This is a genomic window from Xanthomonas campestris pv. campestris str. ATCC 33913 (assembly GCF_000007145.1).
In the GTDB taxonomy this organism is placed as follows: Bacteria; Pseudomonadota; Gammaproteobacteria; order Xanthomonadales; family Xanthomonadaceae; genus Xanthomonas; species Xanthomonas campestris.
This window is the reverse complement of the sequence record NC_003902.1, coordinates 4741129-4757976: the sequence shown is the minus strand read 5'-3', so window position 1 is coordinate 4757976 and position 16848 is coordinate 4741129. Positions and strand designations below refer to the sequence as shown.

Sequence of the window (16848 nt, the reverse complement as noted above, 5' to 3'; positions counted from 1 at the left end):
GTCTGCGCGTGCTGCCGCGCAGGCCACCACGTGCATCAGCCAGTGCGCGCCATGACTCAGCCGTGCACGCCGTCGATTTCCACTGCCAGTTCGTCGCGGCAGATCACCGCGTGTAGCAGCAGGCGCGGGACCGCGTCGCCGAAGCGTGCGTCCAGGGCCTGAGCCACCTTGGGTAGATCGTCGCGTTCGCGCACGTAGACCTTCAGGCGGGTGCCGGCGCCGAACTGCGCCGGCAGGCCGGGTGCGTGCTGGCGCGCGGCGCCGAGCAGGGCGTCGAAATTGGCGAAGGTTTCTTCCAGCTGCGCGAGCAGCTGCCCGGTGTGCATGGAGGCGTGGCCAACCACTGCAGCGGTGCCCGAGAGCAGCAGCGGCATGTCGCCGCCGGCCGGTGGCAGCATCGCGCGGGCAAAACTTGGCGGCTGCGGGCCGTACTGGCGCGGGTAGTTGTAAGCGCTGACCTGGCGTGGATTTTCCAGCGGCGTGCCGGCATCCGCCGCGGCCAGCCAGTAGATCTGGATGATGCGCTCGGCATCGCAGCGGCCCACGGCAGTGGCGGCGGGCAACTGCGCAACATCGAAGGCGCCCAGGCCGCGCGCACGGCCCACGCAGAACTGCCGATAGCGTTCGCGGTCGCCGCTGCCCAGCGTGATCGCATCCAGGTAATTCCAGATGCGCAACAGGCGCGGGGTCTGGCTGCCGGAGACGAACGCGGTGATCTCCGCATACGCCTTGGCGGCGGCTTCTTCGATCTCGACCTCCTGCTCGTCGATCTCGATCACGCCGAACTGCAGGCGGCCGTCGCTGGACCAGGCAATGTTGCCGTCGCGGCCGCTGCGCACCGGTGCGTCGGTGCGCCAGACTTCCAGCACATCGGCCGCGTACGGCTGCAGTGGCACGCGCAAATAGCGTGGGTCGTCCAGCCGCGGCGCGGCATCGCCGAAACCGAACACCGCCAGCACCTGCGCATCCTGCAGCAGCGTGGAGGGATCGGTCTGCGCGACATAGTCGACCTGCAGGCGCGGATGCCGCACGGTCTGGTTGGGCTGGAGCGTTGGCGCGGTCATGGAGCGTCTCTGTGCAAGGTGTCACCGTCGAAGCCGAGCCGGGCCTGGCGCCGGCGATGCCGCCAGGCATGCCAGGCGCGCGGCAGCATCGACAGCGCGGTGACTGAATAGATGGCGCGGAACACGCGCAGGCGGCGGCGCACCTTGGGGCTGTCGAACACGTCGCCGGCAAGCATCGCCACCACCGCCTGTTCCACCTGCCACACGTTCTGCGGCTGCGCGAACAGTGCGCGCATGGTGGGCGAGGTGAAGCGGTAGATGAACCACTTGAACTCGCTCAGGCCGCGCGCCAACTCGCGCGACAGCGCGCGCTGCAGGCTGGCTTCGCGGTGCGGCGCGCGCAGCACCGCATCCACCATGGCCGCGCCGCGTTCGGCGCTGTGCATGGCCAGGAACACGCCGGAGGAAAACATCGGGTCGACAAACGTGTAGGCATCGCCGAGCAGCAGCCAGCGCGGGCCGCTCATGCGCGTGCATTCGTAGGCGTAGTTGCCGGTGGCGTGCACCGGCGCCACGCGCTCGGCATCGGCCATGCGCGCGGCCACTTCCGGATTCAACGCCAGCGTGCGCAGCAAAAAGCCTTCGCTGTCGCCCTTGCGCGTCTTCATGTAGTCGGGGTAGCAGACCGCGCCCACGCTCATCACATCGTCCGGGAGCGGAATCAGCCACATCCAGCCATGCGCATGGCGGTAAATGCTGATGTTGCCGGCGTCCTCGCCCGGGCGCCGGGTCACCCCACGGAAATGGCTGAACACCGCCGCCGACTGGTGCTTCGCATTGGCGCGCTTGAGCTTGAGGCGGTTGCCCATAAACGTGTCGCGGCCGCTGGCGTCGAGCAGATAACGCGGGCGGAACTGCTGCACGCCGTCCACGCCGCGTGCCTGGAGCACCGGCTGCTCGCCATCGAACGCCACGCTCTCCACCTTGACCTGTTCGCGCGCATCCACGCCAACTTCGCGCGCCCGCGCGAACAGCACCTGGTCAAACTGCGCGCGCGGCACCTGGAAGGCGTAGTCGGCCTTGGCATCGAGCGCATGCGAAAAGCGGAAGGTGTTGTAGCCGCCGGCGTCATTGGGAAAGTCGGCGCCACGCTTGAGCACGCCAATGTCGCGCACCTGCTCGAGCACGCCCAGGCGTTCGAGGATCGGGATGTTCATCGGCAGCAGCGACTCGCCGATGTGGAAGCGCGGGTGCTGCTCTTTTTCCAGCAGCGTCACGGCCCAGCCCTGCTGCGCGAGCACGATGGCGGCAGCGCAACCGGCGGGGCCACCGCCGATGATCAATACATCCGGACACTCCGGCCCGGGAGCCTGCCCGGCTGCCGGCATGGCGGACGGGGTGGGGCAAACAACAGTGGAAGTCATCCTGGAACGAACCTGCAGCGGGCGAGCGTCATTGAGTCATGATAGCCTGCCCGGCGGCCCGGGGCAGTTATGCCCTGGCGCCGGTCACCGCAATCGTTACCCGCACCCCTCAGCCTGGAAGCTCCCTGGATGTCCTCGCAAACCGCTGCCGAACGTGAACTGGCCGAACTCCTGGTCGAAAGCCTGAACCTGGAAGACGTCCAGCCCGCCGACATCGATCCGGAGGCGCCGCTGTTCAATACCGGCCTGGGGCTGGATTCGATCGACGCGCTGGAACTGGCGCTGGCGATCAGCAAGCGCTACGGCTTCCAGCTGCGTTCGGACAACGACGAGAACCGTCGCATCTTCGCGTCGCTGCGCGCATTGTCGGCGCATGTCGAAGCCAACAAGACTACCTGAAGACCCGGCCACGCCGCCTGCCGAAGCGGCGCCGTGGGTGTTGGGGCTGGGCGTGCTGCTGGCCGTGGCGTATTCGCCGCTGGCGCACTGGGCCAACGCCACGCATCGCTCGGACCTGGCCGTCATCGCCGGCGGCCTGCTGCTGGCCATGGTGTTGATCGAGCCGCTGGCCAGCCGCCGTTTGTGGGCGTGGGCGCTGACGGCGCTGATCCTGGTGGGGCTGGGCGCGCTGTGGCATTCGCCCTACGCCATGCTGCTGCTGGCCGCGCCGCCGGTGGTGTTCACCGGCTGGATTGCCTGGTTCTTCGGCCGCAGCCTGCGCCGCGGGCGCACGCCGCTGATCACCCGCATCGTCGAAGGGCTGTACCGCCAGGCGGGCATGCCGATCACCCCTGCGCAATACACCTACACGCGCCGGCTCACGCTGGGCTGGGCGGTGCTGTTGTCACTGCTGACCCTGGTCAATCTGGTGCTGGGGCTGTGCGCCGAACCCAGTGGCGTGCTGGCGCAGCTGGGCTACGCCTCACCGCTGCCGATCAGCGACGCGCGCGCCTCGTTGTTCGCCAATCTGCTGGCCTATGGCGTGGTCGGCGGGTTCTTCGTTGGCGAATATCTGTTGCGCGGCCGCTGGTTTCCGCAGCGCCCCTATCGTAATCTGCCCGACTTCTTGCGCCAGATGGCGCAGCTCGGGCCGGAATTCTGGCGCGATTTGCTACGCTGACGGTGTAGCCAGGGGCACCGACTTACGTGCACATTTTCGGGGACAAGACAAAAATGCCTTTGGCAAGGATGCCGTCGCGCTTGGCGTGGGCTGTGTTCAACCTCCTGCAATTCGCTTTCACGCTGGCGTTTACCGCTGGCGGGATCGTGTATGCGTTGGTGCTGCTGGCGATCACGCGCGATGCGGACCGGCTTCTGCGCATGGGCGCCTGGATGTGGGCGCCGGTGCTGTTTCGCGGCGCCGGTGCCAAGGTGATCGTGGAAGGCCGCGAGCGCGTGGACTGGTCCAAGAACTATCTGTTCGTCAGCAACCACCAGTCGATCATCGACATCTGCGCGTTGTTCTACGCCTTGCCGGTGCCGCTGCGCTTTCTGCTCAAGGAAGAAATGCTCAAGGTGCCGTTCGTGAACTGGTATGCGCGCGCCACCGGCATGCTGTTCCTGGACCGCGACAGCCGTCGCGCCGGTGCGATGGTGCGCCGGCAGGCAGCCGCCTTGCTGCGCAATGGTCAACAGTTGTGTCTGTTTCCCGAAGGCACGCGCAGCCGCACAGGCGCACTATTGCCATTCAAGGCCGGGCTACTGCAGGCCGCTATCGATGCTGGTGTGCAGGTGGTGCCGGTGGCCGTGGATGGATGCGGCAAGGTGTTGCCGGTGGACGGGCTGTTCCGGGTCAGGCCCGGCGTGATCCGCGTGCGCATCGGCGCGCCCATCCCGGTGACCGGGCCGGACGCGCCGGACCGCCAACAATTGACCGAGCAGGCACACCGTATGGTGGCTGCAATGCTTCAACCCAGGATCTGAGTTCCACGCTTATGGATTTCGTCGTACCGCATGATCATCCCTCCCTGCCTGGGCATTTTCCCGGCCGCCCGGTGGTGCCTGGCGTGGTGGTGCTCGACCACGTGCTGCAGGCCGTGGAAGCGGTGCACGGTGCGCGTGCGCCGGCACGCTTGCCGCAGGTGAAGTTCGTGCAACCGTTGTTGCCTGGCCAGACGGCCTCGGTGACGCTGGAAGGCGATGGCCCGCGCTGGCGCTTCCGCGTGCAGCGCGACGGCCAGTTGCTGGTCAGTGGCGAGCTGGTGGCGGAGGCGGCGGCATGAGCAATCACTGGAAACAACGCCCCGAGGGCGGCGGCCGGTTCGCGCTGTGGCTGATCCGTGGCATTGCCCGGCACGCCGGGCGTTCGGTCGGGCGCGCGCTGCTGTATCCGATCACGCTGTACTTCCTGCTGGTGCGCGGGCCTGAGCGCACCGCCTCGCGCGCCTACCTGGCGCGTGTGCTCGGCCGGCCGGCCACGGTGCGCGATGTGGCGCGCCATATTCATACCTTTGCCTCCACCATCCTGGACCGCGTGTACATGCTGTGCGGCCAGATGCAGCGCTTCCAGGTCGATATCACCGGGCTGGATCAACTGCACACGCAGATGGACCGCGGCCGTGGCGTGCTGATCTTCGGCTCGCACCTGGGCAGTTTCGATGCGTTGCGCGTGCTGGCCACCGAACGCCCGGACGTGCAGGTCAAGGTGGTGCTGGACAAGGCGCATAACCGCGCCATGACCGATCTGCTGGGCGCGCTCAATCCGCAGCTGGCCGCCAACATCATCGATGCCGGGATGGATGCGACCTCGATCGTCATGGCGATCAAGGAAGCCACCGACGCCGGCGCGCTGGTGGCGCTGCTGATCGATCGCCCGCGCGAGGGCGACCCGGCGTTGCCGGCGATGTTCCTCGGCCGTAATGCGATGTTCCCGACCTCGCCGTGGCTGATTGCCGCTGCGCTCAAGGTGCCGGTGGTGCTGGCCTTCGGCCTGTACCGCGGCGGCAACCATTACGAGCTGGCCTTCGAGACCTTCAGCGAAGGGTTGGACGTGCCGCGTCGCCAGCGTGCGCCGGTGCTGGCCGTGCTCATGCGCGATTACGCCGCCAGGCTGGAACATTACACACGCTACGCGCCGTACAACTGGTTCAACTTCTACGATTTCTGGAACACCCATCATGCCGATGCGCCGCACCCTGCCGTGGATGCTGATACTGCTGTTCAGCGCCGCACCGCTATGCGCCGCACCGCCTGAGGCGCTGGATGTAGGCCAGGTGCTGCAACGCCTGGCACGCCCGGCCCCGGTCAGCACCGAGTTCGTGGAGTTGCGTGGCTCGGCGCTGCTGAAGTCGCCGCTGCGCGTGCAGGGCCATTACCGCCGCCCGGATGCGCAAACCCTGGTGCGCGAGGTCAGCGCGCCGTATCGCGAGACGACCACCTTGCGCGGCGACGAAGGCGTGCTGGAACGCGAAGGCAAATCGCCGCGTCGTTTTTCCTTGAGCCGCGTCCCCGAACTGGCCGGCTTGAAGTCCGGCTTCGGTGCGCTGCTGTCCGGCGATCGCGCCTTGCTGGAACAGCAGTACCGCGTCAGCGGGCAGGGCCGGCCGCAGGCCTGGCAGCTGCAGTTGCAGCCCAAGGATGCGGCCGTGGCCAAGCAGGTGCGCGAGTTGCGCCTGTACGGGCGTGGCGATGAGCTGCGCTGCATCGAAAGTGTGCCGGTCAAGGGCGATGTGCAGCGCACCTTGCTGGCCGGTGCGGCACGCGATGCGGCGGCCGTGACCGACGCGGCGGCGCTCACCACCCTGTGCCACGGCCCGGCGGCGTGATCGCGCCCATCGGCAGCGCACAGCGCCAGCACCTCTTGATGTCGCACCCGGCCGGTGCACGTGGTGCCATGACATGGGAGCTGGCACATGGCGTTTGAGTTGAATGCCAACCGGCGCATCGGCTTGGCGCTGCTGTGGCTGGCGCTGCTGGCAATAGCCGGTTTCTGGTTGAGCGAAACGCTCAAGGTGTCGGGCGATTTAAGGAAGTTCATGCCCGCTCTCAGCAAACTGAAAGCACTGTTGCTGCCCGATGCCGGGCGTGCGGCCAGTGCACGTTCGGCCACGCAGCGGGAGCTGGCACATGGCGTTTGAGTTAAATGCCAACCGGCGCATCGGCTTGGCGCTGCTGTGGTTGGCGCTGCTGGCGGTGGCTGGTTTCTGGTTGAGCGAAACGCTCAAGGTCTCCGGTGACCTGCGTAAATTCATGCCCGCTCCGCGCACGCCGGCGCAGAAGCTGTTGATCGAAGAACTCGGCGAAGGCCCTGGCTCGCGGCTGTTGTTGATGTCGCTATCCAACAGCGACCCGGCGACCTTGGCGGCGCAGTCGCGCGCGCTGTATCGCACACTGGCCGCGCAGCCGGACCTGTTCGAGCTGGTCGGCAATGGCGGTAGCGCTGGCCTGGAGGCGATTCCGCAGCGCCTGCTGCCGTACCGCTACCTGCTCAGCGACAGCTTCGATGCCGCACCCCTGGATGCCGCTGCGCTGGAGACGGCGCTGCAGGCGCGCGTGCAGGATCTGGGTTCGCCCGCCGGCGCGATGGTGGAACCGCTGCTGCCGCGTGACCCTACGCTGGAAGTGCTGCATCTGGCCGAAACCTTGCAGCCAGCCGCCGCGCCGCAGACACACGATGAGGTCTGGTTCGACCGTGCCGGCACCTCGGCGCTGCTGGTGGTGCAGACGCGTGCCGCCGGCTTCGACCCGACCGGCCAGCAACTGGCCTACGACGCCGTGCAGGCGGCCTTTGCCAAGGTCAGCGCCGGCACCGCCACGCGGATGACGCTGACCGGCCCGGGTGCGTTCGCGGTGGAGATCACCGCGCGCACGCAGGGCGAGGCGCAGTGGATCGGCACGCTGGACACGGTGGGTCTGGTGCTGTTGCTGCTGGTGGCCTACCGCAGCTGGAAGATTCCGGTGCTCGGCGTGCTGCCGCTGGCCAGCGCCGGGCTGGCAGGCCTGGGCGCAGTGGCGCTGCTGTTCGAAGGCGTGCACGGCATCACCGTGGCCTTTGGTTTCACCTTGATCGGCGTGGTGCAGGACTACCCGATTCACCTGTTCAGTCATCAACGCCCGGGCCTGGATCCACGCGCCAACGCGCGGCATCTGTGGCCCACCCTGGCCACCGGCGTGGTGTCCACCTGCATTGCGTATGTGACCTTCCTGTTTTCCGGTGTGGACGGCCTGCGCCAGCTGGCGGTGTTCACCATCGCCGGCCTGGCCACTGCGGCGGCCACCACGCGTTGGCTGCTGCCGTGGTTGATCGATCCGGCGCCGCGCGACTATGCCGATTCGCGCCTGCTGGCCACGCTGTGGCGCGCGATTGCGCGGCTGCGACGCCCGCGCATCAGCCTGGCGGTGATTGCGGTGGTCGGCATCGCGGTGATTGCCTTCGCGCCCGGGCAGTTCTGGCAGAACGACTTGTCCAAACTCACTCCCGTACCGCCCAAGGCGCTGGCGCAGGACACCCATTTGCGCCAGGAACTGGGCGCACCGGATGTGCGGTATGTGCTGGCGCTGTCCGCGCCATCGGACGAAGCCGCGCTGCAGGCCAGCGAGCGTTTGCGCCCGCGTCTGGATGCGTTGGTGCGTGAGGGTGCCTTGGCCGGTTACGACATGGCGGCGCGGTATTTGCCCAGCGCCAAGACTCAGCAGGCACGCCAGGCCGCGTTGCCCGATGCAGCCCAGGCCAGCGCGCTGCTGCAGCAAGCGGTGGCAGCCACGCCGTTTCGCAGCGATGTGTTTGCCCCGTTCCTGCAGGATCTGCAGACCGCCAAGCAGGCCGCGCCGCTGGCGCCGAAGGATCTGGCCGGCTCGCCGCTGGCGACGTCGGTCGGCGGGCTGTTGCTGGGGCGTAGCGATCGCAGCACCGCGCTGGTATCGCTCACCGGCCTGCGCGATCCGGCCGTCATCGCCAGCGCCGTGCAAGGCAGCGGCGCGCAGCTGCTCGATCTGAAGGAGGCGTCCGAATCGCTGGTCGCCGCCTACCGTGGGCGCGTACTCGGTGCGCTGCTGTTGGCCGCGTTGTTGCTGGCAGCGACGGTGGCGATTGCGCTGCGCAGCCCGCGTCGTATCGTGCGCGTGTTGCTGCCGATGGCGCTGACCACCGTGCTGATTCTGGCGATCCTGCGCGGCATGGGCGTGGAGCTCAACCTGTTCCACCTGATCGCGCTGATCCTTGCCGCGGGGCTGGGCCTGGATTACGCGCTGTTCTTCGACCATGCCGGCGATGATCACGCCGATCAATTGCGCACCTTGCACGCGCTGATCGTCTGCAGCCTGATGACGCTGCTGGTGTTCGCGTTGCTGGCGGCCTCCAGCATCCCGGTGTTGCGCGCCATTGGCAGCACGGTCGCACTGGGCGTGCTGTTCAATTTCATCCTGGCGTTGCTGGTGTCGCGTGAGCCGGCGCTGGAGCGCACCGCAGGCGAGGTGACCGATGCTCGGACGTGAGGCGATTGCGGCGCTGATTCCGCACCAGGGCGCCATGTGCCTGTGGGAAGCGGTGCTGGACTGGGACGCGCAGCGTATCGTGGTGCAGAGCCGCGCGCATCACAGCGCCGAGCACCCATTGCGTGCCGATGGCCGCCTGCGTGCGCTGCATCTGTGCGAATACGGCGCGCAGGCGATGGCGGTGCACGGTGGGTTGCTGGGGCAGGCATCGGGCAAACCGGTGCGCCCGGGCATGCTGGTGGCGCTACGCGGCGTGGAGTTGCACGTGGCCTATCTCGATGACCTGCCCGATGCGATCACCTGCCAAGCGCAGGTGTTGCTGCAGGGCGAGGACAGCCAGCAATACAGCTTCCGGCTCACCCACGGCGAGCAGTTGCTGGCCGAAGGGCGCGCCACGGTGATGTTGGGCGCCGCGCGGGCCTAATCGATCGTTCTGACTTCGCGTAGGAGCGCGCTCGCGCGCGATAGGCATTCACGGGAACGCGTCATCGCGCGCAAGCGCGCTCCTACGTGGGGGGCGGTTCCGGCGACGCGCGTGAATCGCTAGGATGGTGCGCTTGCTGCTGCCAGTTGCGGCCCCGACGAGGTTTCCATGAGCACATCTGTTCCACAGCGCCGTGCGCTGGTCACCGGCGGTAGCGGCGATCTTGGCGGTGCGATCTGCCGTCAGCTAGCGGCGCAGGGCCGGCACGTCCTTGTGCATGCCAATCGCAATCTCGCCCGTGCCGAAGAAGTGGTGGCGTCCATCGTGGCCGCGGGCGGCAGTGCCGAAGCGGTGGCCTTCGATGTGGCCGATGCGCAGGCCAGTGCGGATGCATTGGCGGCGTTGCTGGAGGCCGGGCCGATCCACATCGTGGTCAACAACGCCGGCATCCACGACGATGCGCCGATGGCCGGCATGAACGCGCAACAGTGGCATCGGGTCATCGATGTGTCGCTGCACGGTTTCTTCAATGTCACCCAACCGCTGCTGCTGCCGATGGCGCGCGCGCGCTGGGGCCGCATCGTCAGCGTGTCGTCGGTGGCGGCGGTGCTGGGCAATCGCGGCCAGACCAATTACGCCGCTGCCAAGGCCGCGCTGCACGGCGCCAGTAAATCGCTCGCGCGCGAGATGGCCAGCCGCGGCATCGCCGTCAACGTGGTCGCACCGGGCGTGATCGAAAGCGAGATGGTCGGCGACAGCTTCGCGCCGGAGATGATCAAGCAGATGGTGCCGGCTGGCCGCGTTGGCAAACCCGACGAAGTTGCCGCGCTGGTGGCGTTCCTGTGCTCGGATGTGGCTGGTTACATCAACGGCCAGGTGATTGGCATCAACGGCGGCATGGGCTGAATTTTCTCAGGTATGCTTATCATATTTAGGAGCGCTGTTAAATGTTAACGCGGCTTGAAGTAAATTGCTTTAAAAACCTCCTGGGATTTTCAGTAAACTTCGGGCCTTTTAACTGCGTTGCGGGGCTCAATGGGGTTGGTAAGTCAAATATATTTGACTCAATAAAGTTTTTATCTCTTTTAGCAGATAAATCAATAGTGGAGGCTGCTTTAGAAGTTAGAGAGTCTGATTCCACTGATCCACTTGATATTTTTTGGACAAATGGCGAATTTAGATCCGAGCGCCTTTCTCTTGCCGTTGAAATGATTGTCCCTGTCGACGTTATTGATGATTTCGGACGTCGTGCAAAAGCAACTTCAACTTTCTTGCGTTACGAGGTCGAGCTAGCGAGAGATGATGGCGAGCGAGAGTCTGGCTCTCTTGGCTTGCATCTAGTTAAAGAAACTTTGATTCACATTAATAAAGGAGAGGCTGTAGATCGGTTGCGCTTTCCTATGAGTGCGGCAAAGTTTAGGGAAAATATTGTAATTAACAAACGAAAAGGTGCAGGTTTTATCTCCACGCATCAGGATCGTGATGGAATTGTTGAGATCCATCTCCATCAGGATGGAGGAAGTAGCGGGCAGCCGCAGAAGTTCCCTGCGAGGAATGCGCCTAAGACGGTGGTGTCCAACACTAATAGCGGCGTCTGGCCCACAATTCTTGCGGCTAGGCGCGAGATGCAGTCTTGGCGGTTTCTGTCGCTCGAGCCAAGCGCGATGCGACGCTCTAATAAAATACACGAAGAAGGTGCGGTCAGTTCAGGGGGCGGGCGCCTAGGGGCGGCACTTTACAAGCTACACAGGAAAGATCCCTCTGTTTACACCCGTGTAGCAAGTCGACTATCCGAAATTGTGCCCACCTCTGACATTCGAGTAGATGTAGATCAGGTCCGTCAGCTTTTAACCGTCGAGGTCAAAGAAAGGAGCGGCGCGTTTTTACCTGCTCGCGCACTTTCTGATGGAACTTTGAGATTCTTAGCACTCTCAATAATTGCGGAAGATCCTGATTTTAATGGTGTTTTGTGCTTCGAGGAGCCCGAAAATGGGATTCATCCTGCACGAGTTGGAGCAATGTTGGCATTGTTGAAAGAACTGTCCGTCGATCCTCACGATGAGGTGTCTGAATCAAACTCTATGAGGCAGATCGTAGTAGCAACACACTCGCCTGTCCTGGTCTCTTTGGAAGAGCCGAATGATTTGATATTTGCAGATGTGGTTAAGGTCAAAGGTCCCAATGGAATGCCGGCTACAACTATAAGATGTAAATGTTTGCGCGAAAGCTGGAGATTCTCTGATGAGGAAGGTAATGGAATTGATCGCGCCTCCATAATTTCTTATCTTGAATTGCCGCCTGATAGGCAGATATCTCTTAACCTCAAAACGACCGGTGTAGCGATAAATCTGGAAGCCACCGTATGAAGATCAGGTTTGTGCTGACTGGCGAAGGCGCATCAGATTTAAATTTGGTTGACCACATTGAGACATTGTTGGTAAATGCTGGTTTCTCAGAGGTTAGTGGAACACCTTTTGACCCATCAAGGTTGCCGTTTCATGTCGGTCATTCAGTAAAAGAAAAGTTGCTAGCTGTACGCGATCTGTATCCATCCGCGGACGTGATATTTGTGCACCGAGACGCTGATTCTAAGGGTCTGAAAGCTAGGCGACAGGAGATACAGGATGCCTGCGTCGGAATTTTCGACCCGGAAGCCGTGATTCCCGTTGTGCCAGTGAAAATGCTTGAAACGTGGCTATTGGTGGATATGACGGCGATTAGTAGGGTGGCAGGAAAAGCTAGCTACGGTGAGATCGGTTGCGTACCTGCAATTAAAGCTTTGGAGAACGTCGTCGATAGTAAAAGGCTCCTGCTAGATGCATTATGTGAATGCAGCGAACTACAGGGAATCAAGCTTAAGAAGTTTAAAAACTTGTTCGGTAAAATGCGCGCTAGGTTAGTTTCTGCTATAGATGCAGAAGGACCCATTTGCCAACTCCCCTCTTATGCTCAGTTTAAAGCTGACGTAAATTCTCTTTATCGAAAACGGTCACTTAAAGAGGGGTAGTTGTCACGCCGCGTCGGCATACCACGCGGCGGTGAGGATCGGGTCGCCGACGGCGTTGGCGGTGAGTGCGGCCAGGCCGTGGTCGGGCAGGGCGGGGTGGCGTTGGCGAGCCTGTTCCAGGATCTCGCGTGCCAGCACCGCCATGCGCGCGATGTTGGCGTGGATGCGCGCAGCAAATGCCTCGTCGTCCAGGGTGTCGTGCAGTGCGCCGTTGAGTTCATTGAACCAGCCGATCAGGTATTGATCGAGCAGGCGGCCGTCACCGGTAACCGTGCCCAGCGCGGTGTTGTGCTGGCCCCAGTCATGCAGCACGCGCTGCATGGCCAGATTCATGTCGCGCGCATGGAAGAAGTCCGCCTTCATGCGCGCCAGCAGGCCCAGGTCGGCGATGCGCCCGCTGCAGAACAGCGGCGCCAGCAACGACCAGTAATAGGTGTAGTCCCAGATCACCTTGACCGGCATCACCTGGGCATCGCCGAACAAGGCGTACTGGTCCTGATACAGGCTCAAGGTGTTTTCGTAGAACGAGAAGTACAGCTGCTCGTAAAGCTCCACGTAGGGACTGAGCGAGCGGCCGGCGCGGTCGCGGCCGATCAGTTCGCAGATGTAGGTGTTGGAGATGGCGATGAAGTCGCTGCCAGGCGAATAGAACGGGTCCAGGAACACACCCGCCTCGCCGGTGAGCGCCCAGCGCTGGGTGGAAAACACCTGCTTGCAGCCGTAGGAGAAGTTGCGCAGGAACAGGAAGTCCTGCAGCCGGTAATCGGTCTGGTCCAGGGTGGCGGCAACCTGCGGCTGATGCGTGCGCAGCCAGGCCATCGCCTTGTCATGGGTGTTCATTGTTTCCAGCGGATGCATCGCCGCATCGCAGACGATGCCCAGCGAATGCGCACCGGACGACAGCGGAATCAGCCAGAACCAGTAACCCGGCCCGCACATGTGATTGGTCGAACGCCAGCGGTCCGGCGGCGTGCAGCGCTGCAGCCAGCTGCTGTCCTGCGACCAGGCATTGGGGTCTATCAGTCCTTCCACCCGCCACCACACCGCGTTGGCGTCGTGCGCGTTGTCCTGCGCCAGGCCCAACTTACGCTTGAGTAATCCTGCGCGGCCGCTGGCATCCACCACCCAGCGTGCGTTGAGCGTGCCGGCTTCGCCGCCGCGTTCGTAGCGCACGCTGTGGTCGCTGGCATCGTCGTCGCTCAGGTCCACGCCCTTGACGCTGCAGCTATCCAAAAACGCGATGCTTTGCGCGCGGGCGCGTTCGCCGAGGAAGTTCTCGAAGCGGCCACGGTCGATCTGCCATGACGGCGTCGGCAGGATCTTGCTGACACCCAGTTCGGTGCAGCGGTCGATGTCGTCGCGCTTGTCGGAGAAGAAGAAGCGGAAACCGAACTTGCGGATCTGCTCGGCTTCCAGATGCTCGCGCAGGCCGAGCACATCGGCGAAGTAATGCGCGCCAATCTCCACGGTCGATTCGCCGACCTTGAAGGCCGCCTCGCGCACCGGGTGTGCGCGGCGTTCCAGCACGGTGATGGCCAGTGCCGGATCGCGTTGGCGCAACTGCAGCGCCAGGCTCAGGCCGGCCAGGCCACCGCCGGTGATCACGACATCTGCGCGTTGTGCACTCATGTGGATGGATTGCTCTTGGTGACCGCGGGCACAGTAGCAAATTCGCCGTCCGGGTCGTCAATCAGCACCGGGTGTGCGCGCACGCGGCGGTATTCGCGCCAGATGTGGCCGTAAGCCCACACCTGCTTGACCACGTGCGAGGTGATGTTCCACAGATCGCGAACCAGCCGGAAATGGCTCTTGCGGAAGGTGCCGGGCGAGGTGCCCGCGTACCGGGTTTCGATCGGCACCGCGACCACGCGCGCACCGGCCTGGCGCGCGGCGGAGATCAGCAGTTGTGCTTCGAACACGAAGCCTTCGCCGGGCACGTTGGGCAGGGTGAACACCGAGGCCGGATACAGGCGCTGGCCGCTTTGGCTGTCGACCAGCCGGAAGCCGCAGGCCCAGGCGATGCCCCAGTCGCCGAAGTCGTTGCCGATGCGGCGGATGGTGGGCTGGGTGGCCCGCTTGCGCATGCGCGCGCCCACGATCACCGCGCCCGGGTGGCGGTTCGCCGCAGCCAGCAGGCGCGGGAAATCGGCGGCCCTGTGCTGGCCGTCGCCGTCCATGGTCATCACCGCGCGCATGCCTTGCCGCTGGGCTTCGGCAAAGCCGCTACGCAGTGCGGCGCCCTTGCCCATGCGCTGCGGGTGGCGGATCAGGGTGACCGGCAAATCGGCGATGCAATCGGCGGTGCCGTCATCGGAGCCGTCGTCGATCACGATCACCTGCGAGCAATAGGTCAGCGCGTCGTTGACCACTTCGCGGATGCGCAGCGACTCGTTCAAGGCCGGCACCAGGATGGCGGTGTCGTCGCGGCTCAGCGGGATGCGGCTCATGGCTGCACCTCCACCTGCAGCACGCGCCCCGGGCCGGCGTACAGCGCGGTGTGGGTGCCGCCTGCGGCCAGTGAGTCGAACAGCGGCAGCATCGGCGCCATGGCGTTGGCGGCCATGTAGCGCGCCAGCGGGCCATCGCCCGGCGTGGGCACGCCGTCGTCGAAGCGAAGCGCCAGCTGCGGCTTGCCGGCCTGGCCGGGCGCACCCAGCACCAGTGCGGCGCCAAGCAGGCCTTCGCTGGGCGACACCCGCCCCAGCGGCCCGATCGAGCGCGCGTCGTAGCCCACCAGCAACACCGCCTCGGCGCCGGCGCCCAGTTGCATCAGCGCCTCCAGCAGGCCCTGCGCGAAGCTACCGGCGCCGGCGCTGAGCGCGGTGGTCGGGGTCATCGCGCCGGCACCGATGGTCCAGTAACCGGCGGCGGCGTTGTGCACCGAGTTGTGGAACTTGGTCGGCGAGATGGCCGTTGGGTCGCTGGCCAGGGTGGTGCACATGTAGTCGGTGATCGCCAGATCGCCGTGGGTGGAGGTGAACACCGATGGCAGCATGGTGGGGTCGCGGCCGGCGGCGTGGCAGGCGGCCAGCGCCGCGTCCAGCGACACGGCCACGGTGTCGGGCGCGCGCCGGCGCTCGTTGGGGGCCAGCAACTGGGGGGACGGACGGGCCGGGGTGTCCTGCAGGTCGGCGCCATGCGCGAACGCGACCGCCGCATCCCAGGTGGGCAGGCCCTGGGTCCAGAAACCGATGCCTTCGATAGTGGCCGTCAACATCAGCGTGCCTGCCCGAACAGCAGCGAGCAGTTGTTGCCGCCGAAGCCAAAGGAGTTGTTCATTGCGTACTGAATCCGGGAATGGGCGTTATCGAAGCGGATCTGCGGGCCGCAGGCGGGGTCGGGCACCGCACTGTTGAGCGTGCCCGGCAGCAGGCCGTCGCGCAGCGCGAGCAGCGCAATCACCGACTCCACGATGCCGGCCGCGCCCAGCGTGTGGCCCATCCAGGCCTTGGTCGAACTGGCATGCAAGGTGTCGGGGAAGATCGCCGCTACCGCGGCCGCCTCGACGCTGTCGTTGGCCGGCGTGGCGGTGCCATGCAGGTTGAGATATCCCACCGCCGCGGCATCCAGCCCGGCGGTGTCCAGCGCGCCACGCATCGCCAACTGCGCGCCCAGGCCCTGCGGGTGCGGGGCGGACATGTGGTGGGCATCGCTGGATTCGCCATAGCCGTACAGCCACTGCGCGGCGTCCGGCGCGGCGGCGGGGCGTTCGAGCAGGGCAAAGCCGCCGGCCTCGCCCAGGCTCAGGCCGACCCGGCGTGCGTCGAACGGCTGGCATAGCTGTGGTGCCACCACCTGCAACGAGTTGAAGCCGAACAACACGCTGCCGCACAAGGTATCCACGCCGCCGACCAGGGCCGCATCGACCACGCCGGCCGCCATCAACCGCGCGGCCTGGGCGAACACCTTGGCGCTGGACGAACATGCCGTGGCCACGGTGATCGCCGGCCCGCGCAGGCCGGTAGCGTGCTGCACGAAGTCGCCCAGCGAATGCGGGGTGTGCACGATCGGGCGCTGCAGGTCGTCCGGGAAGCGCAGGCCGTGGGCGTCTTCGACCAGGCGCGTGTAGGCCTCTTCGCTGGCGCCCACGCTGGAGGTGGACGTGCCCATCACCACCGCCACGCGCTCGGCACCATAGCGCTGCGCGGCGGCCTGCACGGCGGCGGCCATGCCGTCCTGTTGCAGGGCCAGCCAGGCCAGCTGGTTGTTGCGGCAGTCCCAGCCTTGCAGCGCGTCTGGCAGCACCACGTCTTCTACGCCGGCAACCCGGCCGATCCAGCATTCCAGCGGCTGCGGGCCGAAATCGTTGCGGCGCATGCCGCTGCGGCGTTCGCGCAGCGCGCTGGCCTGGGCATCCAATCCGGCGCCGAGCGCAGTGGTGGCGGTGAAGGCAGTGATGGCGACCGGGGCCATCTGGGACGAACGATGCGCTTGGCTCACGGTGGTCTGGCTGGCAAAAAGTGACCGCAGTATATCGGTGGCGGGTAGGGCACCCGTTGATGGCGCAACTGAACGTGACGGTCATGTGGCTGACGCGACTGGGATTTTCCGCGCGTG

Annotated in this window: 18 protein-coding genes; 12 read left to right on the top strand and 6 right to left on the bottom strand. The window is 65.2% G+C overall.

Annotated elements, in window-relative coordinates; genetic code table 11:
- Positions 1–56 precede the first annotated feature (56 nt).
- Together XCC_RS20815 and XCC_RS20810 are read right to left on the bottom strand one after the other, a co-directional pair.
- Positions 57–1064 carry a pteridine-dependent deoxygenase gene (locus tag XCC_RS20815; RefSeq protein ID WP_019238098.1) on the bottom strand — a complete coding sequence of 336 codons (1008 nt, stop codon included), beginning with the start codon at positions 1062–1064 and terminating at the stop codon, positions 57–59.
- Positions 1061–2392, bottom strand: coding sequence for an NAD(P)/FAD-dependent oxidoreductase (locus tag XCC_RS20810; RefSeq protein WP_011039084.1), 1332 nt, complete (start codon positions 2390–2392; stop codon positions 1061–1063). Before XCC_RS20810 ends, XCC_RS20815 begins: the two co-directional genes overlap by 4 nt.
- A 165-nt stretch (positions 2393–2557) precedes the next feature.
- Between XCC_RS20810 and xanC the strand changes: the two genes are divergently transcribed.
- The 12 genes from xanC (at position 2558) to XCC_RS20750 (ending at position 12291) form a co-directional block, all read left to right on the top strand.
- On the top strand, positions 2558–2827 hold the full coding sequence (gene xanC, locus XCC_RS20805) for a xanthomonadin biosynthesis acyl carrier protein XanC (protein ID WP_011039083.1): 270 nt from the start codon (positions 2558–2560) through the stop codon (positions 2825–2827).
- Between the two features lie 37 nt (positions 2828–2864).
- Complete coding sequence (locus tag XCC_RS20800) at positions 2865–3548, top strand: hypothetical protein (protein ID WP_019238097.1); 684 nt, start codon at positions 2865–2867, stop codon at positions 3546–3548.
- A gap of 53 nt (positions 3549–3601) precedes the next feature.
- The gene (locus XCC_RS20795; protein WP_011039081.1) at positions 3602–4351 is read left to right on the top strand and encodes a lysophospholipid acyltransferase family protein; all 750 of its coding nucleotides are present in this window, start codon (positions 3602–3604) and stop codon (positions 4349–4351) included.
- 71 nt (positions 4352–4422) lie between these two features.
- Positions 4423–4650: a dehydratase gene (locus XCC_RS20790; protein WP_014506154.1), complete on the top strand. Its 228-nt coding sequence runs from the start codon at positions 4423–4425 to the stop codon at positions 4648–4650.
- The gene (locus XCC_RS20785) at positions 4647–5621 is read left to right on the top strand and encodes an acyltransferase (protein WP_011039079.1); all 975 of its coding nucleotides are present in this window, start codon (positions 4647–4649) and stop codon (positions 5619–5621) included. The genes XCC_RS20790 and XCC_RS20785 overlap by 4 nt, the downstream gene beginning before the upstream one ends.
- A complete protein-coding gene (locus XCC_RS20780; protein WP_011039078.1) occupies positions 5545–6192 on the top strand; it encodes a LolA-related protein in 648 nt (215 codons plus the stop codon). The genes XCC_RS20785 and XCC_RS20780 overlap by 77 nt, the downstream gene beginning before the upstream one ends.
- 87 nt (positions 6193–6279) lie before the next feature.
- Positions 6280–6504, top strand: coding sequence for a hypothetical protein (locus XCC_RS20775; RefSeq protein WP_011039077.1), 225 nt, complete (start codon positions 6280–6282; stop codon positions 6502–6504).
- On the top strand, positions 6494–8860 hold the full coding sequence (locus XCC_RS20770) for an MMPL family transporter (RefSeq protein WP_011039076.1): 2367 nt from the start codon (positions 6494–6496) through the stop codon (positions 8858–8860). The genes XCC_RS20775 and XCC_RS20770 overlap by 11 nt, the downstream gene beginning before the upstream one ends.
- Positions 8847–9284: a phosphotransferase gene (locus XCC_RS20765; RefSeq protein ID WP_011039075.1), complete on the top strand. Its 438-nt coding sequence runs from the start codon at positions 8847–8849 to the stop codon at positions 9282–9284. The genes XCC_RS20770 and XCC_RS20765 overlap by 14 nt, the downstream gene beginning before the upstream one ends.
- Positions 9285–9452: 168 nt before the next feature.
- Entirely contained in the window at positions 9453–10190 is a 738-nt protein-coding gene (gene fabG, locus XCC_RS20760) for a 3-oxoacyl-ACP reductase FabG (RefSeq protein ID WP_011039074.1), read from the top strand.
- A gap of 41 nt (positions 10191–10231) precedes the next feature.
- Positions 10232–11650, top strand: a complete 1419-nt coding sequence (locus XCC_RS20755) for an AAA family ATPase (RefSeq protein WP_011039073.1) — start codon at positions 10232–10234, stop codon at positions 11648–11650.
- Positions 11647–12291: a hypothetical protein gene (locus tag XCC_RS20750; protein WP_012439555.1), complete on the top strand. Its 645-nt coding sequence runs from the start codon at positions 11647–11649 to the stop codon at positions 12289–12291. Before XCC_RS20755 ends, XCC_RS20750 begins: the two co-directional genes overlap by 4 nt.
- A 3-nt stretch (positions 12292–12294) precedes the next feature.
- On the opposite strand, the gene XCC_RS20745 is transcribed toward XCC_RS20750, so the two are convergent.
- The 4 genes from XCC_RS20745 to XCC_RS20730 are packed head-to-tail and all read right to left on the bottom strand — an operon-like array spanning position 12295 to position 16704.
- Entirely contained in the window at positions 12295–13920 is a 1626-nt protein-coding gene (locus XCC_RS20745) for an NAD(P)/FAD-dependent oxidoreductase (protein ID WP_011039072.1), read from the bottom strand.
- Positions 13917–14738 (bottom strand): glycosyltransferase family 2 protein, encoded by an 822-nt coding sequence (locus XCC_RS20740; protein ID WP_011039071.1) that lies wholly within the window; start codon positions 14736–14738, stop codon positions 13917–13919. Before XCC_RS20740 ends, XCC_RS20745 begins: the two co-directional genes overlap by 4 nt.
- Entirely contained in the window at positions 14735–15508 is a 774-nt protein-coding gene (locus XCC_RS20735; protein WP_011039070.1) for a beta-ketoacyl synthase chain length factor, read from the bottom strand. Before XCC_RS20735 ends, XCC_RS20740 begins: the two co-directional genes overlap by 4 nt.
- Positions 15508–16704: a beta-ketoacyl-[acyl-carrier-protein] synthase family protein gene (locus tag XCC_RS20730; protein ID WP_011039069.1), complete on the bottom strand. Its 1197-nt coding sequence runs from the start codon at positions 16702–16704 to the stop codon at positions 15508–15510. Before XCC_RS20730 ends, XCC_RS20735 begins: the two co-directional genes overlap by 1 nt.
- Positions 16705–16848: the final 144 nt, after the last annotated feature.